The sequence below is a fragment of the Butyricimonas faecihominis genome, assembly GCF_033096445.1.
Lineage (GTDB): Bacteria > Bacteroidota > Bacteroidia > Bacteroidales > Marinifilaceae > Butyricimonas > Butyricimonas faecihominis.
Window position 1 is genome coordinate 2,022,863 of sequence record NZ_AP028155.1, and the last position, 25,248, is coordinate 2,048,110.

21 protein-coding genes are annotated in these 25,248 nt (G+C 43.1%); 1 reads left to right on the plus strand and 20 read right to left on the minus strand.

Going from position 1 to position 25,248, the window contains the following annotated elements; all coding sequences use genetic code 11:
• Positions 1-16 precede the first annotated feature (16 nt).
• The 3 genes from R8806_RS08485 to R8806_RS08495 form a co-directional block, all read right to left on the minus strand.
• Positions 17-3,340 carry a SusC/RagA family TonB-linked outer membrane protein gene (locus tag R8806_RS08485; protein ID WP_124315657.1) on the minus strand — a complete coding sequence of 1,108 codons (3,324 nt, stop codon included), beginning with the start codon at positions 3,338-3,340 and terminating at the stop codon, positions 17-19.
• Positions 3,341-3,438: 98 nt separating this feature from the next.
• A complete protein-coding gene (locus R8806_RS08490; RefSeq protein ID WP_124315656.1) occupies positions 3,439-4,608 on the minus strand; it encodes a FecR family protein in 1,170 nt (389 codons plus the stop codon).
• A 289-nt stretch (positions 4,609-4,897) separates the two neighbouring features.
• Positions 4,898-5,455 carry an RNA polymerase sigma-70 factor gene (locus R8806_RS08495; protein ID WP_124315655.1) on the minus strand — a complete coding sequence of 186 codons (558 nt, stop codon included), beginning with the start codon at positions 5,453-5,455 and terminating at the stop codon, positions 4,898-4,900.
• Between the two features lie 224 nt (positions 5,456-5,679).
• On the opposite strand from R8806_RS08495, the gene R8806_RS08500 reads away from it, so the two are divergent.
• Positions 5,680-6,177, plus strand: coding sequence for a hypothetical protein (locus tag R8806_RS08500; protein ID WP_124315654.1), 498 nt, complete (start codon positions 5,680-5,682; stop codon positions 6,175-6,177).
• A gap of 83 nt (positions 6,178-6,260) precedes the next feature.
• Here R8806_RS08500 and R8806_RS08505 read toward each other — a convergent pair whose 3' ends face one another.
• The 17 genes from R8806_RS08505 to R8806_RS08585 all read right to left on the minus strand — a co-directional run bounded on the left by R8806_RS08505 (position 6,261) and on the right by R8806_RS08585 (position 25,247).
• Positions 6,261-7,298 carry a TlpA disulfide reductase family protein gene (locus tag R8806_RS08505; protein WP_124315653.1) on the minus strand — a complete coding sequence of 346 codons (1,038 nt, stop codon included), beginning with the start codon at positions 7,296-7,298 and terminating at the stop codon, positions 6,261-6,263.
• Positions 7,299-7,358: 60 nt separating this feature from the next.
• Positions 7,359-8,360, minus strand: a complete 1,002-nt coding sequence (locus R8806_RS08510; protein WP_124315652.1) for a hypothetical protein — start codon at positions 8,358-8,360, stop codon at positions 7,359-7,361.
• A 12-nt stretch (positions 8,361-8,372) separates the two neighbouring features.
• Entirely contained in the window at positions 8,373-9,950 is a 1,578-nt protein-coding gene (locus R8806_RS08515) for a PKD-like family lipoprotein (protein WP_164719535.1), read from the minus strand.
• Between the two features lie 45 nt (positions 9,951-9,995).
• Positions 9,996-10,733 carry a DUF4843 domain-containing protein gene (locus R8806_RS08520; protein ID WP_164719534.1) on the minus strand — a complete coding sequence of 246 codons (738 nt, stop codon included), beginning with the start codon at positions 10,731-10,733 and terminating at the stop codon, positions 9,996-9,998.
• Between the two features lie 20 nt (positions 10,734-10,753).
• On the minus strand, positions 10,754-12,250 hold the full coding sequence (locus R8806_RS08525; protein WP_124315649.1) for a RagB/SusD family nutrient uptake outer membrane protein: 1,497 nt from the start codon (positions 12,248-12,250) through the stop codon (positions 10,754-10,756).
• Positions 12,251-12,261: 11 nt separating this feature from the next.
• Complete coding sequence (locus R8806_RS08530; RefSeq protein WP_167513932.1) at positions 12,262-15,672, minus strand: SusC/RagA family TonB-linked outer membrane protein; 3,411 nt, start codon at positions 15,670-15,672, stop codon at positions 12,262-12,264.
• 87 nt (positions 15,673-15,759) lie between these two features.
• The gene (locus R8806_RS08535) at positions 15,760-16,944 is read right to left on the minus strand and encodes a FecR family protein (protein WP_124315647.1); all 1,185 of its coding nucleotides are present in this window, start codon (positions 16,942-16,944) and stop codon (positions 15,760-15,762) included.
• Between the two features lie 192 nt (positions 16,945-17,136).
• Entirely contained in the window at positions 17,137-17,682 is a 546-nt protein-coding gene (locus tag R8806_RS08540) for an RNA polymerase sigma factor (protein ID WP_124315646.1), read from the minus strand.
• 210 nt (positions 17,683-17,892) lie between these two features.
• On the minus strand, positions 17,893-18,558 hold the full coding sequence (locus R8806_RS08545; protein ID WP_124317955.1) for a nucleotidyl transferase AbiEii/AbiGii toxin family protein: 666 nt from the start codon (positions 18,556-18,558) through the stop codon (positions 17,893-17,895).
• Positions 18,513-18,839, minus strand: a complete 327-nt coding sequence (locus R8806_RS08550) for a DUF6922 domain-containing protein (RefSeq protein ID WP_118304803.1) — start codon at positions 18,837-18,839, stop codon at positions 18,513-18,515. The genes R8806_RS08545 and R8806_RS08550 overlap by 46 nt, the downstream gene beginning before the upstream one ends.
• Before the next feature lie 127 nt (positions 18,840-18,966).
• Positions 18,967-19,755: a twin-arginine translocase subunit TatC gene (gene tatC, locus R8806_RS08555; protein ID WP_124317954.1), complete on the minus strand. Its 789-nt coding sequence runs from the start codon at positions 19,753-19,755 to the stop codon at positions 18,967-18,969.
• A gap of 1 nt (position 19,756) precedes the next feature.
• Positions 19,757-19,948 (minus strand): Sec-independent protein translocase subunit TatA/TatB, encoded by a 192-nt coding sequence (locus R8806_RS08560; protein ID WP_183312882.1) that lies wholly within the window; start codon positions 19,946-19,948, stop codon positions 19,757-19,759.
• A gap of 3 nt (positions 19,949-19,951) precedes the next feature.
• Positions 19,952-20,464, minus strand: coding sequence for an ECF transporter S component (locus tag R8806_RS08565; protein ID WP_124317953.1), 513 nt, complete (start codon positions 20,462-20,464; stop codon positions 19,952-19,954).
• Between the two features lie 13 nt (positions 20,465-20,477).
• The gene (locus R8806_RS08570) at positions 20,478-21,395 is read right to left on the minus strand and encodes a DUF362 domain-containing protein (RefSeq protein ID WP_373289771.1); all 918 of its coding nucleotides are present in this window, start codon (positions 21,393-21,395) and stop codon (positions 20,478-20,480) included.
• 78 nt (positions 21,396-21,473) lie between these two features.
• The gene (locus tag R8806_RS08575) at positions 21,474-23,366 is read right to left on the minus strand and encodes a TonB-dependent receptor (protein WP_151412099.1); all 1,893 of its coding nucleotides are present in this window, start codon (positions 23,364-23,366) and stop codon (positions 21,474-21,476) included.
• A gap of 6 nt (positions 23,367-23,372) precedes the next feature.
• Positions 23,373-23,819 (minus strand): DUF1893 domain-containing protein, encoded by a 447-nt coding sequence (locus R8806_RS08580; protein ID WP_373289770.1) that lies wholly within the window; start codon positions 23,817-23,819, stop codon positions 23,373-23,375.
• 9 nt (positions 23,820-23,828) lie between these two features.
• Positions 23,829-25,247 carry an aldo/keto reductase gene (locus R8806_RS08585; protein ID WP_124318161.1) on the minus strand — a complete coding sequence of 473 codons (1,419 nt, stop codon included), beginning with the start codon at positions 25,245-25,247 and terminating at the stop codon, positions 23,829-23,831.
• Position 25,248: the final 1 nt, after the last annotated feature.

The following is a 25,248-nucleotide window of genomic DNA, read 5'->3' on the forward strand; positions in this document are numbered from 1 at the left end:
ATATATTTTTACAAACCTAAAACACTAAATTAATTCCAAACTGGTAATTCCTCCCTGCCGGCACGGACACCCCATTCGAGAGAATAGACAACATTCCTGATTTTGCATCCGGGTCCAAATTCGGATGATCGGAATAAATGTACCATAAATTATTCCCCCTGAAATAAACGGTCGCGGACTTCAATATTTTGCCCATCCACTTCTCCGGCAAATCATAAGACAAGTTCATGGATTGAATACGGGCGAAGAAACCACTGATAATATAACGCGTGGAACTCTGATTAGAATCATTATTCCCGTAACGCATCGGCTTCGGACGGGAAACCACATCCCCCGGTTTCTGCCAATATCCCTTCGCCGCATCTTTCAAATAAACACCACCAAAATTAGCTCCGTCAGAATCCGTGTACCCCTGAGCCAAGTTGTCCATCATCGTCGTGTTAGCGAATATAATATTCACGCCCAGATTTATGCCATTCCAAGAGAAGAAATTGTTCAAACCTCCCCGATATTTGTCTTCACGGGAAACAAACACCTTTTGAGCAGAATAATAATCCGTTGTCGTGTTCCCCCCTGTGTCGTACCATAACGGACCTCCCGTCTCCGGATCCACCCCGGCCCATTCCGGAATAAAATAGCACTCCATCGTCTTTCCCACCTTAGCATAGAACGTGAAATCCTCGATCTCGTCAACCCCATTCCGTAACTTCAACACCTTGTTCCGATTCAAACTGATATTGAAATTCGTGGACCAACGGAATGCTCTCCGGATATTCTGGGATTGCACGAAAACCTCCAACCCTTGATTCTGCACGCTTGCCGTATTTTGCATCTGGCTATCTATCCCCGCGGAAAGAGGTAAATAAAACGTTTCCAACAACCCGGTCGTTTTCTTGTAATAGTAATCAATATTTCCGGACAAACGGTCTCCAAAGAATCCGAAATCCACCCCCACGTTATACACGTCGGTCATTTCCCATTTCAAATCCTCGTTTTTATAGTGATCCATGGAATAAGTCGGGTACTTATCCGCATAATTATAAGATCCATTTTTATATACCGTGTAATGCGAGAAGGAACTACCGAAATTAGCATTTCCCACCTTACCGTAAGTAGCTCTCAATTTCAAAATATCCAACCACCCCACGTTCTCCATAAAAGACTCGTTCTTCATATTGTAAGCTAACCCCACGGAACCGAATGTACCCCATTTATTATTTCCCCCGAAACGAGAAGAACCATCCGTACGCACACTTCCGGAAACATAATATTTCCCCTTATATCCGTATTCCGCTTGGAACACAATTCCCATGAAATTAGATTTACTCATATCTTTTTTCGGCTCCCCTTTATCAATTGATGCCAAATTTTCAATCAGCAACGACTCCTCAAACTCTCCTCTAATATTCGTGTAATCGTAATCCTCGTATTGATACTCCACGGATGCGAACCCTGTCAAAGAATGATTTTCCCAAAACTTGTTCACACTCAACATACTTCTCCAAGAAAAACTATTTCGTTTGGAAGAGGTTTCAGACAATGAACCTAATTGCGAAAAATACTGGTCATGTTTCGTTCTCGGATCTTCAAAGAACGTGCTGGATGTATTCGTCACCTCATATCCCAACTGTGAGTTCCAGTTCAAAAAAGGCAATAATTGTATATCTGCCGTCAAGCCTCCCGAAAAACGATAATTCACATCCTCGTCATGATTCACGGAATAATCAAATAAAGGATTCCCTTCATTCTCTTCAAACTGATCCTGCGTGCCATCCAGTAATTCCCCGGTCTCCGGATCATAAGCGCCCGTCAAAGGAGACATTTTCTGAATTCCCTCGTATAAACGATCGGCAGCATTCGTATTCTTGGTCTCCGTACGGTAGGCACTCGTGTTAAATGAAAAACTCACTCGATCATTCGCCCGATGCTGCAGGTTTGCCGTCAACCCGAAACGATCCATATCATTCTTTTTAATTATTCCCGCCTGATGCGTGTATGATCCTTGAATAAAGAATTTTGTTCGTGCATTTCCCCCGGATGCTGACAAGCTAATATCCGTTGTCGAACTGCCTCCCAAAGCCTCATCAAACCAATCTGTTGTATTCTCTAACATACTATCAGGTCTGAATTTCAATGCCTTTTCTCCATCCACTGTAATCTTATCATCGTAGTACTCGTTGTAATAATTCACGTACAACAACCGTTCCCATTCCAATGTCTCCCGCGGAGACATGAAATCAAGTTGTTTACCTAAATCCACCACGCCATACATAGCATCTACCTTCACTTGAAACTGATCACTCTTGCCCTTTTTCGTCTCGATCACGATTACCCCGTTCGCCCCACGTGACCCGTACAATGCCATTGCCTCGGCATCCTTCAACACGGTCATCGTCTCGATATCTTTCGGGTTCAACATATTATAACAGGACATATCATTCATGATAAAACCGTCAATTACGAATAATGGTGCTGAAGTTCCGGTAATAGTACTCTCTTCCAAACGATTACATCCCCGAATTTTTATTGTCGGATTTCGTCCGATCAACCCGGATTGTCGAACCTCCACTCCCGGAACCAATCCCTTTAAACTCTCGATCAAACTGGTCGCACCCGTAGCAACCAAATCATCGGATTTCATCGTCTGTACGGCCCCGGCATAAGAAGATTTTGAACGTTTCATATATCCTGTTACCACCACGTCATCCAAACTTTCCACGTCCTCTTCCATCGTCACGTTCACAGACTTAACATCCGGAGTCACCACGATCTCACGTGATTTCATCCCCACGAAAGAAACCACCAGTACATGCTTGTCTCCGTCCGGTAATGCAATTTTAAATATCCCGGCCGTATCCGTGACAACCCCTAAAGCCGTACCTTTCAGGATTACCGTTGCCCCGGGAAGTGGTTGTCCTTTTTCATCAACGACCAACCCTTTCAACACCCATTCTTTTTCCACGATCTGCTTCACGGGATTTCCTTTCCAAATCACGATCGTTTTCTCCTCAATGGCAAAATTCAATCCCGTTCCTTTCAAACAAATGGCCAGAATACTCTCCACCGTCTCGTCTTTAAAAGAAACATTTTTGCACTTTACTCCAGCAATATCCGCATCGCTATACACGAAACTGAATTCAGAATTTTTCTTAATCTCACTAATAATTTGCTTGATTGACGCTTCTTCCCACGTCATGCTCAACCGTACCTGCTGGGAATAAACCCCGGCGTGTACTTGCAGCGCAAACAAAACCGATAAAATAAACGTCGCCTTCATCATTAAAATAAGCTTCATTACTTTTCTATGCCTGTCCATGCAGGCATAAAGATTTTTTTTCATAACTTTGTAATTAAGATTCGACAATAATTCAATTCCTGTTTGCAGCAGGATTGAAAGAGTTTGACAAGGGGCAGTGTTTGCAGCACTGCTCTTTGTTTTTATTTCACAATAATCGTGTTTTTATTCACTTCAAACTTCACTTTCCCGGTTCGCTCGATAAATTTCAACACGTGGGCAATATCCTCATGTTTCTTGATGTTCAACGAATAAGGAATTTCTTTCAACTCCTTGTTCGTGTAAAACACGTCAAACGAATACCAGCGTCCCAATTCCTCCAGAATAAATTCCAAAGGCTTGTTATCAAACACTAAACGACCATCCTTCCACCCCACATATTGTTCTACATCTACCTCAGCCACGGTTAACCTGTCATTTCCCCGATTAAAATCAGCCTGTTGTCCGGGATTCAATTCCACCTGTTGCCCGTCAGCCTCCACGTTTACCCGTCCCTGTATCAAAGTTGTCAACACGTTCTCCTCCTTCGTATAAGCCCGTACCCCGAACGACGTTCCCAACACCCGAACCTCCACCTGTTGTGCCTCGACAATAAAAGGCTGTTTCTCGTTACGCTGCACGTCAAAATATCCCTCTCCCGTCAAGTACACTTTCCGATTCTTTCCCCTAAATTGTTTCGGGAATCTCAATTCCGATTCGGCATTCAGATAAACCGTCGTTCCGTCAGCCAACACCAAAGTATACTCACCCCCGCGAGGAACACGCAAGGTATGATATATCTCGCAGGAATCTTGCACCCTACCCGAAGCAACCTCCGTGTAATTCAACGTATCACCGCTATTCCTCACCCCCTCTTCCAAAGCCCGGTCCATTTCCCGATCCAACATCACTTTCGTACCGTCAGGCAATACCAACTCGGCGATAGATACACCGGGAACAATCCGGGGAGAAATCATCTCCGGCCCCGTTTCCCGTGCAGTATCCCATGAAAAATACACGATCCCACCTACCAGCAAAGGCAAAATAAACAGAGCGGCATAACGCATCCATACCATTTTCCGAGAACGTCGTTTTTTCCGTACTGTCCGGCTTAAAATCCGGTTCCATTCCAGTTCTTGCTGTTCCGGGGTCTTCACGAAACGACGAATTCCACTCTCCAATCGTTCCATGGAAACCACATTACGAAACAACTCTTCATGTTCCGCTCGCTCGTCTCTCCAACGCTTTAACTCATCCATCTCCCCCTCGCTTAACTCTCCTTTCACGTAGCGAACGCTCAATTGTTTTATCCGGTCATTATTCTGAATCTCCATATTCTGATATTCATTTTATACTAAAGCACGCAAACTTTCATTTGGTGTAATACAAAAACCAATTATTTTTTACTCGAATCAAAATATTTTTCTAATTATACCCTATTTCAAGGGTTAAGTAACCCTTTTCACAAGATTATAATGCCCCATCGCCCTTCCATCTCCCTTTCATCACCCTTTCATCGCCGTTCAGGAAGGACGAGGAAAGGTTAAAGAATAGGTCTTGTAACGCCCGTTTGGTAGTTAAACCCTAGTATTACAGTAGTAAAACCCTAGTATTAGTAGGTATTCAGGAAATCCAAGTAAGTAGAGAAAGAACGTTTTTCAACCGTTCCCTCATATAATGATTGGCATTATTCTTATGCTTTTTGACCGTGTTGACCGATATATTCAATGTTTGTGCGATCTCTTCATGACTTTTTCCATCGAGGCTCATCTGGTAAACTTCTTTACACGCCGGGGGTAATTCATTGAAGACATCCGATAGGGTTTGAAATATCTCCGATTCCAGAATCCGATCCAGAAATGACTCGGAATCCTCCCCCTCTGTTACCACCCGCCTAGCATATTTATCCTCCACCTGCTGATGGCGCATCAAATTGAGACAGTCATTCCGCACGGCTTTATACAAATAGGCCTTCACGGCATATTCCCCCCGGAAATCAGCCCTCTTCTCCCATAAATCGACAAAAGCATCCTGCACGACATCATCAATCATCGTATCCTCGTTCAAGTACTTCGCGGCAAAATAACGTAACGCAACCGCATACTTGTCATACAGGACACGGAAAGCCTTCTCGTCCCCTTGAGAAAAATCAATGATAATATCTAGCTCTTTATCACCCAAATTGATATTATTTAAAACGACACAATTCAACTTTTTCCTTTCCCTACCGTTTACAAAGATAAAACTTTTATTTCAGAACGAAATATAAAAATAGAGAGACTCGATGATAAACCTTTTCTCCCTCGTTTTGTCTTAAATGTAAATGCATTTTAAAAACGCATGAAATTTACCGGCCACTTAAAATTCTAAATTCCATGCCATTACAAACGTTAATAAAAGAAAGTATGAAAACAGTAACCCTAATTATCTCGTCGCTTTTTCTTTTCATGGCACTAGGAGTAAGCGCACAACAACACGGCCCACAACATCGCGGGCAAAGAGGTCACATGAACCCCGAAGAAATGGTAAAAAAACAGGTTGAACAAATGAAAACCGAGTTGAAACTCAACGAACAACAAGAAAAACAGGTAAAAGATTTGCTTACCGAAAACATCAAACAGAGAGGTGAGCTCATGAAAAAATATCAAGGCCAACGGGATCCCGTGATGGTCAATATGAAAAAGATGGAAGAGCAGCAAAACCTTTCCCTAAAGAAAATCTTGACAGAAGAGCAATATAAAACTTACTTGACTAATCTGGAAAAGAGAAAACAAGAAATGGAAAAACGCCGGAAAGAGATGATGGATAAACGTGGCGGACAAAGAGGCGGCCATGGCGATCCTGCTACTGTAAATGAAGACCACGAATGTAACGGTTGCGGTGGTTGTGGCAAACACAAGTAATCCTATATATCGATCAAATCATAAAGCCGAATCATTTCTGCTAACGAGAAAATGATTCGGCTTCATTTATGAATAAAAATCCTCTACTCCCCCAATTTCTGCTCTAAAACCTTCTGTACTTCTTCCGGCTTCGGATTCACGGCAAGAATCGTCCCGTCCCGATCGACCAGAAAGACACCGCCCCCGGCATTTCCCAACATATAACGGGTCCACAATTTCTGCCCATCATCCAGCTCGACCAGTTGCAACCAAGGGTATTTATCCTGAGCAATAGCCTGCTTCATCCGTTCGGTATTCTTGAATTCCCTAGCAACACCGACAATCTCGAAACCTTTATCCTTATACTTCTCGTAAATCGGGATCATCATTTTCGCCTTTGCCCGGCAAGGCATACACCATGAGGCCCATAAATCAATGATCGCAATTTTCCCATTGATCACCTCCGGAACATTTACCACACGCCCTTCCAAATCTGGAGCCTCAAATTCCACGTAATGCCCGCCCGGTTTCACGGAATGAAAACCGTCGATTAACATCTTGCCCAAACAGGTATATTTACTGGATGCGAATTTTTCTGCCAACACGTGATAAGCATTTTCCAATTCATCGTCCAGCTCCGCCTGATACACCTGACGCCGTTGTAATTCATCCACCACAAGGAAATAGTACAACTCATCCCATTGCCCCGCACAGAATTTATGCATGAAAGAAAAACGTTTCCAGCCGATCTCCTGTTGTTGCAATTCTTGGTATTTCCGGTATCTATCATTAAAAACCCCTCCCCGTATCTCGTAGCTTTTATCGGCATTCACCGTGATATGCAATTTTCCGTTCTCGACGATAAACGGAACAGTGTACCACACTCTCGGATTCTTAGTTACAAAGATCAATTTGTAACCCTCCACGTGCGGTAATTCCAACACGTATTTAAAACGTCCATCCTCTACCGGAACGTACGTCCCGTGGTAACGGGAATCCACCGTGGCATCCACTAAAAGTACTTCTTTTGCCTCCATACCGATCAACTCGCCATGAATCACGCAACGAACCTTTTTCTCCCCCGCAATAGCCAGATTTCCCACGAACAAAAGCAATATCAGGCATTTCAAATAATTCGTCATATTTTCTCATTTACAAGTAAAAAAGGAGTCGCAAGCGACTCCTCGAAACTACATTCATCACTATTTTGTAACCGGAAATCCTTCCTGCTCCCGATCCAAACGATACAAATGATAAAAATTACCGTTTCCGGGTTCATAAGTTACGTTTATCACCTCTCCCTTACCATTATCACTTTTAACAAGGAAACCATATTCATCCAACGCACAAGAAGTCATTTCTCCATTCAAATTCAACGACAATGTCCGGGTGTCACTATAATTTTTTTCCAACAAATACCCGTCACCTTTCACCGAGATCAAAGAACCACCGGAATACGTGTACCCACGCTCATTTATTAAATCCCAACTTAACTCGCTGTGCTTATTCACCTGATAAATCCGATTCGTCACGATTCGCTTTCCATCATACACATATTCATATTTATAAAGCGTACGAGTTTCATAATTTTTAGCATCATCCGGGACAAATGTATCATAAAATGAACGGACATTTACAATTGAAGTACCTTCCCCATACTCATAAATAAAAGTCTCCTTATAATCCAGTGTATAGGTATTATCAAAATCATCGCCCAACCCGAAATCGGTTTTAGGAATATAATAACTAAATACTTGCTGTGTAACCATACTCTCTTCATCAAGAGTCACATCCACTTTGTACAAAGTTCTTGCTATCACGGGAATACTATCTTCCAAAGAATAATTCCCCGTCCCATATTTTTCTTTCAGCCACAAATCCAAACGAGCGATAGAATCGGCATCCACGTTATACACGTAATCATTCACGGCATAGGTAATAACACCTTGTTCTTTCGTCACTGAAAGTCCTCCTTTTCGGCGACCGTTTTTATCATAACGACTCATATTTTCCAACTTATCATTCACGTATTGAATTTTCAACGTGTAATCCCCCCAATGATCGTTATGTCCGGTAATTTCGCTCACCCGAACCGGATTAATCGGGCGTACCCCTACCTCGATATTATCATCGTCATCATTACAAGCCACCCAACCCATTGTCAGTAATAACAGGCAGATCATATTTCTTAATATTGTTCTCATAAATCGCTTATTTTAGTTACCCACTTTATTATAGGCCACTTTCGTAATCCGGCCAAATCCTTCATATCTTCCGTGAATCTCACGATTAGGTTCCAGAGTTCCACTCGTCAGTTTGACTATAGGAATTGTTAGTACTTTCCCCTCTCCGGTTGATTCTTTATAAGTCGTAATAATCAACATCCGGTATTGAGCATTTTGCGTGGTCATCCCGGTAGAACTCGTCTCACTACTCACATTCATCCGACCATATTCCCCCCGCCACATCGTTAGAGAAGTAATTTCCCCGTCTCTTTCTCTATCCACAATATAACGGCTCTCCGCTGTCACATTCTGGGAATCACCCAAGGCTATCGTGTATATCTGATCTTTTGTTGCATAATAAAAATCTGTCGAGATCGGAGATGCAGCAAAACCCACGGCTTCGTTTATTCCGGGACAGTTCGTCAAAACATAACGTCCTTTCGGTAAATTACTTCCAGTATCTTCCTCTTTGGTCTGCATAGCAGCCAGCCAATAATCATTTCCTTTTTCAGCTTTGAAAACAGTCATTAACTGGGCATTTTCACCCTCACCCATGTATATAGCGTCATACGCACCCACGTTGTTCACGTCAAACAACAATCCCGGGTTCTGTTCCCTAAATTGCAGGAAGCCATCATAACGACTATTGACTTGAAGGAATCGATTCTTGTTTTCATCAAAAGCATAAGGTACAGCATAGTAATATGTCCCACAGACGATCATCTGGCTTACATCATAGTCAGCCAAATCAGGAGTGTACATGTAAAAATTGTAATACAAATTACCCCAAGATGAATTTCTTGGATATACCTTCCCATTCACATTCAAGAATTCAACTCCCCAATAATCCCACAACATCATATTCTTAGGCTGAAGATCACCGTCAATCGGCACGAAGAAAAGGTCGTTATTCATTTCCCAATCCGCAAACTCGAATGGATCAACCCGGTAAATATCCTTATCTGTCAAGATCGTCAGTGTCCGGGAATCAGATTTCACGAACGATTGCATATCTTTCACCAAACCGTTCAGGTTATGTTGATTCACGGAAGAATAAACATTCCGATAAAACCGAGTATTCTTTTCCAACAAACCACGAGTAAAATTCATAGACATAATCAATGACACATCTCCCGTCTCCCCATCCCGTGTATCGGCAACCAACAGTCCCTCACCCAAAGAACTTTCAACTGTCACGGATATTCGGGAAAATTCCTGAATGTCAGTAGTCTTATCCGTAACCGTCAGAATAAGATCATACGCAGTACTATTCGGTGCAGCCGAAATAGGCTCACGGAAAGTCATTTTATTCGATAATACGGTCTCAGGATACTCGTTCCCCTGAATCTTCCATTCGTACGTCAAATTCTCGTCGGACACCCCGTTCTTGTAAATAATCGGGTTAATCTCCAACGTATCAAATTGAAAAATCTTCACGGCTGTTTCCGCCCCGGCAAATTCGATCACGATAGGCTTTATGATTTTAAAATCTTTGGCAGAATGATCCTCGTAACAAGACATCGCCACGAAAGCCATGTATAATAATAAAAATATCGATATTCTTTTCATTGTTTTCTTCTTTACTGAATTAAACATCACTCTATAAACATCCCGTTAAGGCATTTTTACCTCGTCACCCGCATAATCCCCATCTTCATGCCGCAAAGGATCATTCGGATGTTCCCGGTTATACTGGAGCAATGCAGCCTTTACCTTCCCGGCATTAGCCAATAACTGATTATAACTCCACTTTTCATCCCCCTCTTGAGCTGAAGGATAAGGAATGTATGATACATTCAACACATTCAGAATAAAACGGTACCAACTTATAGAAAATTGTTGACCAAAATAAAAAGCAAGATTCCCCCAGTTCTTGGGCTTAACCAACTGATTCGTCATCGACAGCTCGAAATAACGATTGTCAAAACCGGCAAGTGGGAAGTCTTCATTGGGAACCAATTTTATATTTACCACAAAACTACTGTCACTCATATCCGGTGTACAATGAATTTCCACCGGAACCTCACCAGAGAAAGACCCGGCAGGAACCACACCTTCCAACAATTTATATTGTTCCGGACGAGCCGTGTTCACGTAATTCGTATCATTTTCGACCACGGCAATCGACACCTTTCGTTCATAATCAACGGAATCTCCCGTTGTCGCAACCGTGATATAATACAAATGTACCGTCTCGCCATAATTATCCACGAAACTATATTCATCCTCAGCTTGATACATAAACCGCACTCCGGCCTCTTGCCGGTACATTATGGTCTTCTCCTGATCACACGACACCCACAAACTTATTGCCAATGCCGCTATCATTAACCTAATTATCATCTGTTTCATACACATACTCTTTTAATCCGTTATTTTTTCTTGTAATCTTCCATTCCACCCAAGCCGACATCTCCAGAGGGTAACGGGACCACGTAAACCGCATCGTTACCCGGCTTGGTCGAGTAAGGAATCTTCTCGAACCCCAACCGTTTATAGTAATAAAACAACTGACCTTCCCCTATAAATTCACGCTGATACTCCTTCGTGATCTCGTCTTGCACGGTTCCCGCCGTCATGTCATTACCGAGTTTTGCAATTCCCCGGTTGTCCCTCACCGTGTTAAGATACTCGATTGCTTTTATCCGATCGGCATCGTTACCCGTTTCCAACAGACATTCCGCCGCCATGTAATACATCTCCGGTTTCCGAATTAGAGGTAACACGCTCCCATGCGAGTACTCCTCAACCTCCCAGTACTTATAGAAAGCCCAGCCGTCAAAAAAATCATTCACCTTATTGTACCACCGTTTATAACGATAATCCGTGCTTACACCATTAACAGCCTCGAATAACTTATTAGCCCGCTCGCTCGAATGATATAACAAATCGGCATTCCGGTTAGGCTTGTTTGCATTGGGATCAATATAATGTTTAACGCTCTCGAAAAGCTCTGCTATATCCAAGGCAAACACGTGTTCTCTGGAAAAGGTCAGGTCCCGATCTTTCTCGTAGTAAGCGTCAATCGTGTACGAATCAATCCAAGAAGTCCGACCGCCCTTGTCAATAAAAGATTTTGCCAACGTCAAGGCTTCCCCTTTTCGTCCCATCCACATATATACACGGGTCAACGTGCAAACTGCCGCCCAATAATTAAAACGCTTTTCACGATTATCGAAAAACTTATCTTCGTTTGGTAAATCATAATCATCCTGCTTAGGTGCCAATCCGTAAGGATCACTATTATTCAGCAATTCTATCGATGCCAATAAATCCTCTTCAATATGAGCCAAAACTTCACCAACAGTCAATTGTTTCGTCAAAACCTTATCATATTTTGTCATGTATGGCATACACAATTTCTCCAAATTTTCCGGTTTCTTCGCCAAATTACCCCAACCGAACAAGCGCACCAAATCAAAATGCAAGAATGCCCTCAATCCCAAGGCTTCCCCTTTCAACACCCCATAAGTTGCTGGGGTAAACAAATTCTGTTGTTTATCTAAATTTTCCAACATATTATTCAGATTCACAATAGCGTTGAAAGCCTTGGCCCAAAGAGCATCTGAAACTCCCGAAGTCTGGGAATAATTATAACGGCTCGCATTATAATAAGCGGCTGCCTGATCCTGAATATCCGTTTGTTGCCCAATAGCATCCACAAAACCCCACGTGGCTTCCTTTCCGTACAATTCCGGATCACGTAATGTCAGGTAAACCCCCATCAAAGCATCCTTGAACCCGCTCACCGATTGAAACATCAATTCGGATTTGATTTCTGTCTTCGGGTCCACATCCAACCAATTCTCGCAAGACATTGTCGTGCAGAGTAACAGTAAAACACAAAATATATCACGTACTTTCTTCATAATCACTAGTGTTAAAATGTAGCTTGTATAGCAAAATTGAACGATCTTGCAAAAGGATAAGCCGTACCTCTTTCCGTCTTAATCGACGATAACATAAATACATCATTCATGTAGAATTCTACTCTCAAACGCTCCATGGCGACTTTTTTGATAAAATTATGTTTCCAGAAATCATACCCTACCCTCAGAGAAGAGAGACTCAATTCATTCCGATCCTGCACGAAACGGGAGGTAGCCTGCGTTTTTTCATCCTTGTACTCCCCCTCCTCTGCAACCCATTGGTTTCCCAAAGTTTTATACGGTTTCAAGTCACCGGGATTACGCCAACGACCGTCGTACACACGTTTATCCACATTCCCTTTCAACGAGGCATTCTCTACCTTATCTACCAACGTCTGGTTATACATTTGCGCCCCGTACTGGAAACGGAAAGTCGCATTCAATTCAATCCCCTTATAACTAAACATGAACCCGGCTGTTCCTTGGAAATCCGGTAACTTATCTCCACAAACGACCTGATCGGACACCCGGTAAGTGTAAGTTCGGTTCCCCTTCTTATCTAAATAAATCTCCTGCCCATTCGTCGGGTCTATCCCTAAAGAACGAACCGCCCAAATTGCATCCAAAGAAACCCCGTCATAATACTTTTGCACCGGTTTGTTATAGAAAACACTACTTGCAACCTCATCCTGCTTGTCATTATAATTTTGCATAGCTGCCGATACTCCCGTTATCTTATTCTTGTTTCGGGAAATAGCCGTGGTAATTGTGAAATAGGCTCGTTCCCGAGGCATATTCCACGGAGTTATACTCAACCGCAGGTCAAATCCTTTATTCTCCACGTCACCCACATTTTCTTTTACCGTTTTAAAACCCGTGTATGTCGGAATGTCAAAATCCAATAAATTATTTTTTGTCTTTCCGATATAATAATCAAACTTCATACTAAACAAACGTCCGATATTAAAATCCAAACCCACATTATAATCAAACTTTTCCTTCCACTTCAAATCTTCATTCCGCATCGCCTTCAACTTCGACCCCAGAAATCCCATGTACACCCGTTCCAAATCATATTCATAAGTAGCCAAAGATGCGTAGGCCTCGCTACTTTGCGCTCCGGTATATCCAACAGAACCTCTCAATTTCAATTGCTGTATTTTAGAGTCTTTCAACCACACCTCATTATGTATGTTCCACCCCACACCGACACTCCAAAATTGTCCCCAACGGTTATTCTTTCCATATTGGCTGGAAGCACTCGTCCGGAAAGAACCATCCACAAGAAACCGATCATCATAGGCATAGTTACCGGCAAACAACACAGCAATATCCCGAATTGTGGATTCCCGCCCCGTCGGTTTGGTATCCTTCACGTATTGACGGGCAAACATCATATCGTTCATCCGGTCATGCGGGAAACCTTCTGCCTTGTAAATCAACTCCTCGTAATAAGCCTCCGACAAAGTAAAGCCGGCATTGGCAAACACGTAATGTTTATCTCCAAATTGTTGCGAGAACTGCATATTGACGTCACCGCTCATCCGTTTCTCTTCCCCTTCATTCATTTGGTAACTTCCTTTTCGGAACAAATCTTCTCCCGAATAACTTCTGAACTTCAGATGGTTCGCTGGATAGAACTCATCTGCCCGCACTCTTTTTTCCGTAATTCCAAAACGTCCCGTTACTTTCCATCCCATCACGATCATCCACTCCACGCTGAAATTATTCGTCACGTCAAGATACTTACTTGTTAACTTCGTATTCAAAGAGGCATTATACAAGGGGTTTGCCTCAAAATTATCCGCCCCGGGAATGATACTGGCATTCTGTACCAAATTTCCCTTTTCATCATACGGGGAAAGATAAGGATTCAAAACCGCGTACTCGCTGAAAGCCCCGTAAGGTGAATCATTTGCCACGTTGGATGTAATCGTTAAATTATCTCGGAAATTCAGTCCTTTGTAACGATATGAAATAGACACACTACCCTCGTAATTCGTACGGTCGGAACCCTTCATTGTTCCTTGAACGTTATTATAGCTAAACCCGACAATCAAATTCAACCGTTCATTTCCCATCTCGAAAGAAATACCATGTTTCGTCCCGACACCATTACGCAATGGTTTTGATAACCAATCCGTATCAATCCCGGAAACCACTGCCGCCAGTTTTTTATTATAATCCTTTTGCAAATTAAACAAGGTCGAAAGATTTTTATCGTAATACAATCCGGCATCTTTCTCTATCTCCAACTTTTCCGCCGCATTCGTCAGGTTGTAAGAAGAAAGATCGGGAGCCTGAATTTCCACGCTTCCGCTATACGAGATTCGCAAAGAAGATTCGGTATTTTTTTTAGTCTCGATTACAATCACACCGTTAGCCGCCTTGGAACCATAAATAGCTTTTGCCGAGGCATCCTTCAAAATCGTCAACGACTCCACACGATTCATATCCAAATCGGCAATTTTCTGAACAGAGGCCTCGAAACCGTCCAATATAAACAAAGGAGCGTTCGGGTCATTTGCATAACTTCCCTTCAAATCAATATCATCCGATCCTAAATCAAAAGCAGTTTTACCTCGCAAAGCCATCGTCGGCATCTTATTGGGGTCAGAACCAAATTCTAAATTATCAAAAATCATCAATGACGGGTCCAAATTTTTCAAACTGGCAAACACGTTCGAGTTACTTACTCGTTTCAAATCCTCCCCTTTCATCGTCAAAGCTGAACCGGTAAAACTTCCCGCTTTCCGTTGAAAAATACCATTCACAACGACCTCCTCAACCTCTGTTGCCTCTTCTTCCAACACAATTGAAAGCGGTTTATAATCCTTAATTTTCACTTCTTGAGCCTTCATTCCAATAAAAGAGAATTGTAAGGTTACCTCTTTCTCTAGTGGTAATGTTAACTGGAATTTTCCGGCCGTATCAGTCACCACACCCAATTTCGTACCCTTTACCAGCACGGTTACACCCGGAAGTGGCATTTTATCCTTATCCGTCACCTTCCCCTCAATCCTTCTCCCCTTATCATCTTCCGGAGCCGTTTTTACGTTATCCTTGGCGATTACCAAGAAATTTTCTACCAGCTTACAATGTAAACCACTTCCTTTTAAAGCCTCATTCAAAGCCTCCACGGCATTCACATCCCGTAAAGTCACGGTAACCCGTTTTACAGTCTTCAACAGTGTATTGTTATACACCACCACGTAACCGGATTGAGCCTCGACCGCCTTGATTACCTCCTCGATCGCGGCATCCTTAAACAGGATACTCACCTTTTGTTGCGTGTAACTATTTTCAGCATGTAACTGAAATAGTGTCACAAAAATCATTAATAGCTGCAATCGCATAACTTTCCAAAATTTGCATGTCACTTTCCCGCACCGGGATGTGCCATCTTTTGATTTTTTTTTCATAGATTTGTGTACCATTAATTATTAATTCTCTCTTGCCGGAGAGATTTAGCTAAATAGAAAAGGGGAAGAGGACCAATTCTTCCTCTTTTATTTTTTATATATCATGATTGTTCCATCACCCTGTATATCAAAGTTCAATGATTGCGTACTCGCCAACAATTCTAACATAAAATCAATTGATTTACTTCGTAGTGCAGCTCCGGAAAAACACACGTCTCGCAAGGATTCATCAGCAAATTTAAAATTCACATCATACCAGCGTCCCAACTTCTGAACGATCTCGGATAAGGGCGTGTTGTAAAAATAAAATGTACCGTATCGCCACGAGGTGAAGTATTTCAAGTCAACGGCCTCCACGGTCACTTTACCCGAAACAATATCATAAGAGGCACACTCGCCCACGTCAACGGCTGCCACCCCATACTCTGTTCTTAAATTGATCTTACCACTTTCCAACACGGCCTTGCATTGTCCTTCTCCCGGGTAACAAGATGCGTTAAAAGAGGTTCCCGTAACCTCGATTGTCGCCCCCTCCATGATGACGTTAAAATGCCTTGCCTCATCCTTTGTCACCTCAAAATAAGCCTCTCCGCTTAAACGTACATCCCGGCTATACTCTCCGAATGTAAGCGGGTACTCTAAGCGGGTTTCTGAATTTAGCCACACTTTTGTTCCGTCAGATAACACCAACATATACTCGCCTCCCCTCGGAACTTCGATTCGATTGTATGCTAACTCTTTTGGTTGAGTGGTATTCCCTGTCACACCACTATAATTCAAGGCGTTTATATCCTTTGATAACGTAATTTCCTGTCCTGAATGTTTATCAACGATAACCGAATCAATGGTCCGGTTCAAATCAATCACTTGACCATCTGAAAGGTAAAGAATCGCCTTAGGTCCTCCCGGTAGGATCTGTTTAGCTACAGATACAGGAAGTTTTTCGCCAGCTTGTTGTTTAAACTTGAGAAAATAAAATAACGTGCCACCTAACAACAAAGGTAAAAGAAATACCGCCACATATTTCAAAAGTCGAGAATGCCCCAATGATCTCTGCCTCGTTCTTTTCAGAATATTTTCCAAAGCATTTTCCTTGTGCAAGGAATCAATCCCCTTCAAAAAGTTTCCCATCCCTGCAATTCCCTTTATATCCTCGTACATCTGTTCATTATCGGGAGTCTCATTACGCCACTCCTGTAACTTCATCAGCTCTTCCGATGAACACTCGTTCCGCAAGGCTCTCCATATAATTTCTTCCCAATTTTGGTTCATATAAAATCTAAATAAACGATCAATTATTGAGAAAGAAACGTAGGGAAAAAGACTTTTTTACAATTAATTGATTACGAGCGTGAAAAGATATTTGGATTGTTAAACAACAGTATTCTATATAGCTAATTTTTAGCTATTATTAAAGGATCGTTTATTAATACAACGAAAAAAACGAAAAATGGGTGAAAAGAATTAGTAAGAAAATACAAAAAAAGTAAGAAATAACTCGAAATCCTCTCTGTTCAAATTCTCCCTTAACAACTTCAAAGCCCTCGCCAGTTGGGTCTTAACAGTATTAACAGAGACTTGCATTTCCTCTGCCACATCCTTGTATTTTTTTTCATTGAAACAGATCGCAACAAGTACTTGCTGACACTTAACAGGCAAATTTTTAACGGCTTTCATCAACAAATCAATCTTGGAATCATCTTCTGATTCCGGCTGAAAATAATAGACCAGTTGATCTGTCATTACTTCCACATCCACAACGCTTTTGGGTTTCTCCCGGACACGATCCACACACATGTTTCGTGTCATCCGATACAATAAAGGCCGGGCATTTTCCGTGGTCAAACGATCTCGATACATTTCCCAAAAACGTACAAACGCCTCCTGCACTATATCCTCCGCCTCCAAAAAATCCTCGGTAAACTTTACGGCGTACAAACACAGAGCCTCGTAATTCTTATCGAAAACCATCGTGAAAGTCTTTTCTTTATCCTGTTCAACAAAAGCCATAACTTTATACTTTTACACACATTACCCGTGTAAAAGTATAAAATGATTTTCAAAAACCAAATAAATTAATATCCATAGGAGTAACACATATAAACAACACAATTACCACCTATGTTCTCTAACACAGATCAGTTGTTGATATTTAATATCACTTTATATGTTTTATTCTGTTCAAAATCAAAAGTATAGATCAATAAAAAATTCTTACCATCACCTATTTCTTATATCCTTTTTAGGAAATGGAAACGCTTCGAAAGTTTTATCTTGAATTTGGGTCATCTCAATCAATCTCTTTTCGATCGACCTCCAATCATATTCTCCATTCACCATGACAATATCCTCCTCAAAATCAATATCATCAAAATAGGTAATAGCCTTAAAAGGTCTTATGACATTTGAATTTGGAAATTTACGTTCATACATTTTCAACATTGAACTGAAAGGGAAACGAGTAGAGAGGAAAGCGATATCAATAAAATCCTTTAATCGTGATCCATTGTCTGCAATAGCAGAAAGCTTCATGGCAATAACGTCTTCCATACTATACAACCTTATACCGGATTCAATGTATGGATTCTCAAGATAGTCATAAGAATGGGTAATACAATCTATTTTTACGCCATCAATCGTACCCTTCAGAGTATTTTTTGCCATGAAATCTGTACGAAATCCATATTCCTCTTTCAAGAATAGTTCCAATCGAACTGCATCAAATGATTCCGGAGTGAAAAGATCTAAATCCAAACTCAGTCTATGTCCTAAATATAGAGATAAAGAGGTTCCTCCTGCCAAGTTAAAACCAACCATCATTCTTTCTGCCTCCAACTTTTTCAGGAGTTCAAGAGTCGATCTCGCAACAGTTTCCGTGTATAACATTTCAATTCTTCTTTTTTCAAATTAAAGACAACACAAACGAAATTCATATCTCGTGGAGACAAGCTCGGAACCTCCTTTATGATTTCCCTAAATCCTTCTATTCCCCCGTATAATTTGAATGCTGCATAAAAATCCTTCAGCCACCCTCTTTCGATGACACGCTGAACCACAATCTTTCTTGATTTCCACCAGTCAAAACAGGATAAATCATATTCCCAAAGTAAAGATGGAGAAATTGAAACTTCGCCCGTATATGTCTTATATTCATCAAATATAGTCATTTATCATTCATTTTTAATGATATACAAATTTACTACATTTCATTGGGACATACAATTTTTCAGGTATCTTTTATCAGCCTCGTTCTTCAGGAAATCATCTTTTAAGACAAAATAATACTTTTCATATTTACCGAACAGCACGTTTCACAATCCAAATACTCACCTCGTACAACAACCACATCGGCAACGCCACCAATGACAACGTGAATATATCTGATGTCGGGGTTATAACGGCAGCCACGATAAGAATAATTACCACGGCATGACGTCGATAGCGTTTCATAAAATCGGCAGAGATAAATCCCAGCTTGGCAAATAACCACGAAAGTATAGGTATCTCGAAGACGATTCCCATGGCAAGACTCATCAAAATCAAGGTACTGATATACGATTGCAACGCGATCATATTCTCCACGTCACTACTCACCTGATAAGTTCCCAAGAAACGAAAAGTTAACGGAAAGATAAGAAAATAGCTAAGCAGGACACCCAGCATAAACATGACATACCCGCTCCCCACCACTCTCACGACATACTTACGCTCGTTAGAGTAGAGAGCCGGGGACACGAAACGGAATAATTGGTACAAAATATAAGGGGATGCACATAAAATCCCCACACACATCGCCACTTTCATGTGGATCAAAAACTGTTCCGCCAACCCGGTATTGATCAATTTCACGAAAAAGTCCGGGGATTCGGCACCCGTCACCCATCCACTAAGCGAAAATAAAAGCCGGTAAGTAATAAAATCTGCCTCTTTGGGCGCTAATATAACAGCAAACAACTCATCTTTGAAAAAGAACGCTACAACACCAAAAGCCACGGTCACGATGGCAATCTTCACCAACGAGGCCCGCAGCACGTCCAGGTGTTCCCAAAAACTCTGATTCTCAGACTTACCGACTTGTTCCATACTACTCTTTTTTCTCTTCTGAAGTAATTTCTTTCTCCACCCCGTTCATTCCTTCTTTGAAAGAATGTATGCCCTTGCCAATTCCTCTCATCAATTCAGGAATCTTCTTGCCACCGAATAACAGTAACACGACTAACACGATAAGCAGCACTTCCGGCATACCGACACTGCCAATAAATAATGAATTCATCATACTCTATTTACGAATTATATGGTTAATAAATAGCCAACCACCCAAAACCTGCATCAACATTCCGGGTAACCCGATACGAAAATCCTGTAAGGCAACATAAAAACTACCTTCCAGCATCCACTCGCCTAACGTTCCCACGATCTGGTAAAAAAGTACCACTCCCACGAGTAATACCAAAGAGGCCTTCCGAAAACGGGTTGCCGCATACCCGGCAGCCACGGCCAATAACACCGATTTCAGCAACACGGCAGGCAACACGGCCACCGCGGGCATCCCGAAAAGAGCCGAATTTACCAACGGAGAAACGAGTGCCGTCAATAAACCCACCTTCCAACCGTATTTATAAGCCCCCACGAGGGTAAAGAAATAAATCGGTAACCAGCGAATACCACCCTGCGGAACCAGGTGACACAACTGCGGCAGGATCATATTACCCGCCACGAATAAAGTCACGGCCCAATAGGTCCTCAACTGATTATATTCCAATGAATAAAGTTTTACTATTGTCGTTCTCATACTCTTATATTCTTTAATCCAGTTTCACCAATTCATACTTCTGACTTCCCAAACCGATCTTTTCACCATATTCCAACGTGTGCATTCCATTACGGGAATCAATACGTTCGATCAGATGAATCTTTCCATGATCTTCGGAAGCCCGAACCAAATCCGTGCAGGCCTTGTCCAAAGCAATCGGATCAAGAGAAGCCAGAATACCGATGTCTCCCATCTTGGGATCTTCCGGGGAAGAATCACAATCGCAATCCACGGAAAGATTATTCGCCACGCTGATATACAAAATCTTGTCCCCACAATGGTCTACGATTGCCTTTGCGGCCTCGGCCATAGATTCCAGAAAATCATCCTGCGGGGGCAAATTACCCCACGGGTTGCCTTTCGTTTTCCCGGCTGAATGAATCCAAGCTTTTCCGGCAGAGGATGCAATACCAATGGATATGTTCTTGATAGCTCCCCCGAAACCACCCATCGCGTGGCCTTTAAAATGTGAAAGAACAATCGTGAAATCATAGTTCAAGTAATGCGAACCGACAAAATCCTCTTTCAAATGCTTACCCCCCTTCACGGGAAGTGCCACTTCTCCCTCCGCATCCATGATGTCCACCGGAGCAATGGCAGTGAACCCGTGATCTTTAGCCGCTTTCAAATGATTTTCGGTATCGGCACGTCCACCCCCGTAAGCCGTGTTACATTCCACGATAGTTCCCTTCACCTTCTGCACCAAATCCTTGATCAAAGCCGGTTGCAGGAAATTATGCCCACCCGGTTCTCCCGTGGATAATTTCACGGCAACTTTTCCTGTTGCCTCCCGACCTAAAGCTTCGTAAATCTTCACCAAATTCTCCGGGGAAATCTCCTTGAACATATACACTTTCGGTACATTGGTATTTCCATCGGATTTCTGTTCTTGCGCGTTAGCGCAATTCATCCCTGTCACGGTTGACAGCACGGAGAACAAAATCATACAAATATTCCTTCTCATTTTCATGATATTATGTATTACGATTTAAAATTTTATATTCACTCCCGCCATCACCGTCGCCTTAGGCATCGGGAATCCGGCGTTGATCTCGTACCTTTGAGCGAGTAGATTCTCTCCCTTCACCCAAACATCAAACCCATCCAGTACACGGAAAGACCCACGTACATTCCATAACAGGAAATCCTCGGTTTCCTCCGGATCAAGTTCTTTATACAACCCGGCCACGTATTGCAATCCGGTTGACACATTCCAACGTCCCTTTGAAAAAGCCGTTCCTACATAAAGTTTATGCTCCGGAGAGGCTAACACGGGATTATCCATGTGCAAATAACTATAATTCGCATCCACGGACCAAGCGGGAACAATCCGGTAAGCCACCTGAGCCTCCACACCGGCATTCTCAATCTTTCCCGTGTTCACGTTCAAGGGACGCCCGTCTATCGGCATACGCATAATCAGGTTCTCCCCATCAATATAGAAAACATTCACACCGTATGACAATCGCCCATCCAGCAACCGCTGTGCAAATGAAAGTTCGTAACTCCATAACCTCTCCGGTTTCAGATCCGGGTTAGCCGGACGGAACATATACATTTCACGAATCGTCGGGTAACGGAATCCCTTGCTTGCCATCAACTTCACCTCGCTGTTTTCCGGCAAATGGAAAGAAAACCCGACCTGCGGAACCCACTCTGTCCCCACTTGCGAATGATGGTCGACACGGAGTCCCACGTCAAAAGTAAGCCAATCTCCCAAATTCTGCCGGAAATCAATATATCCTGCCACGTCATCCTGTGTTTTATCCGCTTGGGTATCTCGTTCTCCCGCTAATGTCTTGTTCCAAGCCTCTCCCCCGAAATGGAAATAATCAAATCCCACGGTCAGGCGATTCCCCTCGAAAAGCTGTACACTCTGGTACCAAGAGACACCCAACATCTGGTCCCGTGAATGAAACCGATAATCAAGAGGATCACCCCCTAAATGATAACCATCATTAATCCAATGTTTCCCCCAGTTATAAAAGAAACTCAACGTTCCCGACGTTTTCGCATAATGATTAGCCAAGGCAAAAGACGTCATTCCTCGTGTAATTCGCTGGTCGTTATCAAGTAATGGATTGGAAATTTCTCCCGGATTCGAAGCATCAAAATGAGTCAGATTCACATCGGCCCAAACATTCCACGCATCCGAAATCTCGTACCCGAATTTGGCATAACCGCCATATTGCTCGAACTCCATATCTTTCCGGTGGCCGTCCGTACGATTATAGGAACCACTGACAATACTTGTGAACCGCCCCTTCCGAATACGATTGGTAACCTCCGATTGCAACGTGTTATACGAACCGTACCTCACGTTTGCATGTGTCCGGATTCCATCCTGTTGCATCTTCCTGGTTACAATATTGATCACTCCCCCCATCGCATTCGACCCGTATAACACAGACGCCGGACCCCGCAGCACTTCTACACGTTCCGCCAGCAAAGACTGGTAAGCATCGGAAATCGGGTGTCCCATCAGTCCCATGTATTGCGGGTGTCCGTCAATTAACACGAGCATCCCTGTTGTCGGTAATCCCTCCTGTGGCACACCCCCGATTCCCCGTAAACTCATTCCCCCGGCAGCCCCTCCGGATACCCCATATCCCATCAGCCCTCTGGAAGTCGTGAAAAGTCCCGGTATATACTCGGTCAAAAGAGGCAATAACGAGGGATCGTTACGATGTTCGATCTGTTCCCGGTTCACCACGGAAACCGTCATCGGCAAATGCCGCACGTCCGTCTCGTTTCGTGTTCCGGTAACAACAACCTCTTCTATGGTCACTTTTTTCTGCACCGATAAGCTATCAGGCACTTCCTCAGCCCGCAAGGAAACGAGCCCACCCAAAAATAGCACGGTAAATAGTATCTTTTTCATCCTGCATTATTTTGTCACGTTATTCATCGTATGTATAAATCCCTCTATCTGTTGCAGACACTCTTCTGCCGTGTGCATCCGGAAACAGCGAGTCTCCAACGGACACCAGCCTGTTCGGGTACGATTAATGATATGAGGCACCTCCGACAAGCAATCCACCTTAATCCCGGACCGTTCCAAAAGCTCTCTGGCCGGGCTACTGATAACCCGAGCAAACACCTCATCCACGCCCCCCAAAGCCATCAAGGCGGCAGCAGCCTTGCCAATCACTTTATCCGCGATAAACGCACCCCGAAGAAAATCCGGTTCCGTCTTCAACAACCGGTATAAATCCTGTACACCCCGCTCCCAGAACAACCGGGTCTCTCCCCCGTTATAAATCACGCAGGAACATTGTTCTGCATCCAAGCGCTCAATCAACACCTTTCGATCCGTTTCAACCATCATGCTCATTTCCTCAACTTAAAATACCCGTTCCTGTTTCAAATCCTCCACGAAATGATCAATTCGTTGCATCTCTTTCGGGATGTTAATTCCCTGCGGACAATGATGTACGCACTGGTCACAACCGATGCAATGACTGGCTTGTCGCAACCGGGGAACCGAACGGTCATACCCGATAAGGAATGCCCGCCGGGCCTTACGGTAATTCTCATCCTGTGACGAGGCAGGCACGTTACCCTCGTTAATACACTTGTTATAGTGCAGTAACACAGCCGGAATATCCAAACCATAAAGACAAGGCATACAATATTTACAATCATTACAAGGAATGGTCGGGTATCGCAACATCAGTTGTGCCGTTTCCTCCAAAAATACCTTATCATCATCTGTCAACGGATCCAGCGGTGAGAATGTACGCAAGTTATCCTCCAAATGCTCCATGTAAGTCATCCCGCTCAAAACAGTCAATACCCCGGGAAACGAACCCGCAAAACGGAACGCCCACGAGGCCACGCTAGATTCGGGCTTACGCAATTTCAACGTGTTCGCCACATGAGTCGGCACATTCGAAAGACGGCCACCTAACAGGGGTTCCATGATAATAGCCGGAATGTTCAACTTTTGTAATTCCCCGTAAAGGTACTCGGCATCTGTATTCCGGGTATTCACCTCCTTCGCGTGTTTCCAGTCCACGTAATTCAACTGGATCTGCACGAAATCCCATTTTACCCGATCATGTATCGAGAGCAAGTAATCAAAAACTTTTATATCCCCGTGGTAAGAGAATCCCAAGTTACGAATCCGCCCTGCCTCACGCTCTTCAAGCAGGAAATCCAACACACCGTTATTCACGTAACGCTCCTCGTACTCCTTCATTCCGTTCCCCATCCCGACCCCGTGAAGTAACAAATAGTCGATGTAATCCACCTGCAATTCTTTAAACGAATTGCGGTACATCGCGATAGAAGCCTCACGACTCCAAGTCGAAGGAGCGAAATTAGACAACTTAGTAGCAATAAAATACGTGTTGCGCGGATAACGTTTAAGGGCAATACCCGTGGCACGCTCGGAACGCCCCATACAATAAGCGGGAGACGTGTCGAAATAATTAACACCATGTGCGATAGCCGTATCCACCAACCGATTAATCGTCTCCTGATCCAAATCTGCATCAGGATTCCGTCCTGCCCCACCACTCGTATCCGGCCAGCGCATACAACCATATCCCAGCAAGGAGACTTTATCGCCCGTCCTTGGATGCGTCCGGTAAGTCATTTGATCTGTCGGGATTTCCCCTTGTGCCGAACGATTACCCGACACGATATTATTTCTCGAATTACAACCCGCCAAACCGATCGTCGATGCAGCCGCACCAACCCCTAATCGCTTTAAAAATTCCCGGCGGTTTATCTCTTCTTTCCTATCTTTCTTTTCCATG

Coding starts and splice junctions, on each gene's coding strand:
- R8806_RS08485 (WP_124315657.1), bottom strand. CDS start 3,340: ATGAAAAAAAATCTTTATGCCTGCATGGACAGGCATAGAAAAGTAATG.
- R8806_RS08490 (WP_124315656.1), bottom strand. CDS start 4,608: ATGGAGATTCAGAATAATGACCGGATAAAACAATTGAGCGTTCGCTAC.
- R8806_RS08500 (WP_124315654.1), top strand. CDS start 5,680: ATGAAAACAGTAACCCTAATTATCTCGTCGCTTTTTCTTTTCATGGCA.
- R8806_RS08505 (WP_124315653.1), bottom strand. CDS start 7,298: ATGACGAATTATTTGAAATGCCTGATATTGCTTTTGTTCGTGGGAAAT.
- R8806_RS08510 (WP_124315652.1), bottom strand. CDS start 8,360: ATGAGAACAATATTAAGAAATATGATCTGCCTGTTATTACTGACAATG.
- R8806_RS08515 (WP_164719535.1), bottom strand. CDS start 9,950: ATGAAAAGAATATCGATATTTTTATTATTATACATGGCTTTCGTGGCG.
- R8806_RS08520 (WP_164719534.1), bottom strand. CDS start 10,733: ATGAAACAGATGATAATTAGGTTAATGATAGCGGCATTGGCAATAAGT.
- R8806_RS08525 (WP_124315649.1), bottom strand. CDS start 12,250: ATGAAGAAAGTACGTGATATATTTTGTGTTTTACTGTTACTCTGCACG.
- R8806_RS08530 (WP_167513932.1), bottom strand. CDS start 15,672: ATGAAAAAAAAATCAAAAGATGGCACATCCCGGTGCGGGAAAGTGACA.
- R8806_RS08535 (WP_124315647.1), bottom strand. CDS start 16,944: ATGAACCAAAATTGGGAAGAAATTATATGGAGAGCCTTGCGGAACGAG.
- R8806_RS08540 (WP_124315646.1), bottom strand. CDS start 17,682: ATGGCTTTTGTTGAACAGGATAAAGAAAAGACTTTCACGATGGTTTTC.
- R8806_RS08545 (WP_124317955.1), bottom strand. CDS start 18,558: ATGTTATACACGGAAACTGTTGCGAGATCGACTCTTGAACTCCTGAAA.
- R8806_RS08550 (WP_118304803.1), bottom strand. CDS start 18,839: ATGACTATATTTGATGAATATAAGACATATACGGGCGAAGTTTCAATT.
- tatC (WP_124317954.1), bottom strand. CDS start 19,755: ATGGAACAAGTCGGTAAGTCTGAGAATCAGAGTTTTTGGGAACACCTG.
- R8806_RS08560 (WP_183312882.1), bottom strand. CDS start 19,948: ATGATGAATTCATTATTTATTGGCAGTGTCGGTATGCCGGAAGTGCTG.
- R8806_RS08565 (WP_124317953.1), bottom strand. CDS start 20,464: ATGAGAACGACAATAGTAAAACTTTATTCATTGGAATATAATCAGTTG.
- R8806_RS08570 (WP_373289771.1), bottom strand. CDS start 21,395: ATGAATTGCGCTAACGCGCAAGAACAGAAATCCGATGGAAATACCAAT.
- R8806_RS08575 (WP_151412099.1), bottom strand. CDS start 23,366: ATGAAAAAGATACTATTTACCGTGCTATTTTTGGGTGGGCTCGTTTCC.
- R8806_RS08580 (WP_373289770.1), bottom strand. CDS start 23,819: ATGAGCATGATGGTTGAAACGGATCGAAAGGTGTTGATTGAGCGCTTG.
- R8806_RS08585 (WP_124318161.1), bottom strand. CDS start 25,247: ATGGAAAAGAAAGATAGGAAAGAAGAGATAAACCGCCGGGAATTTTTA.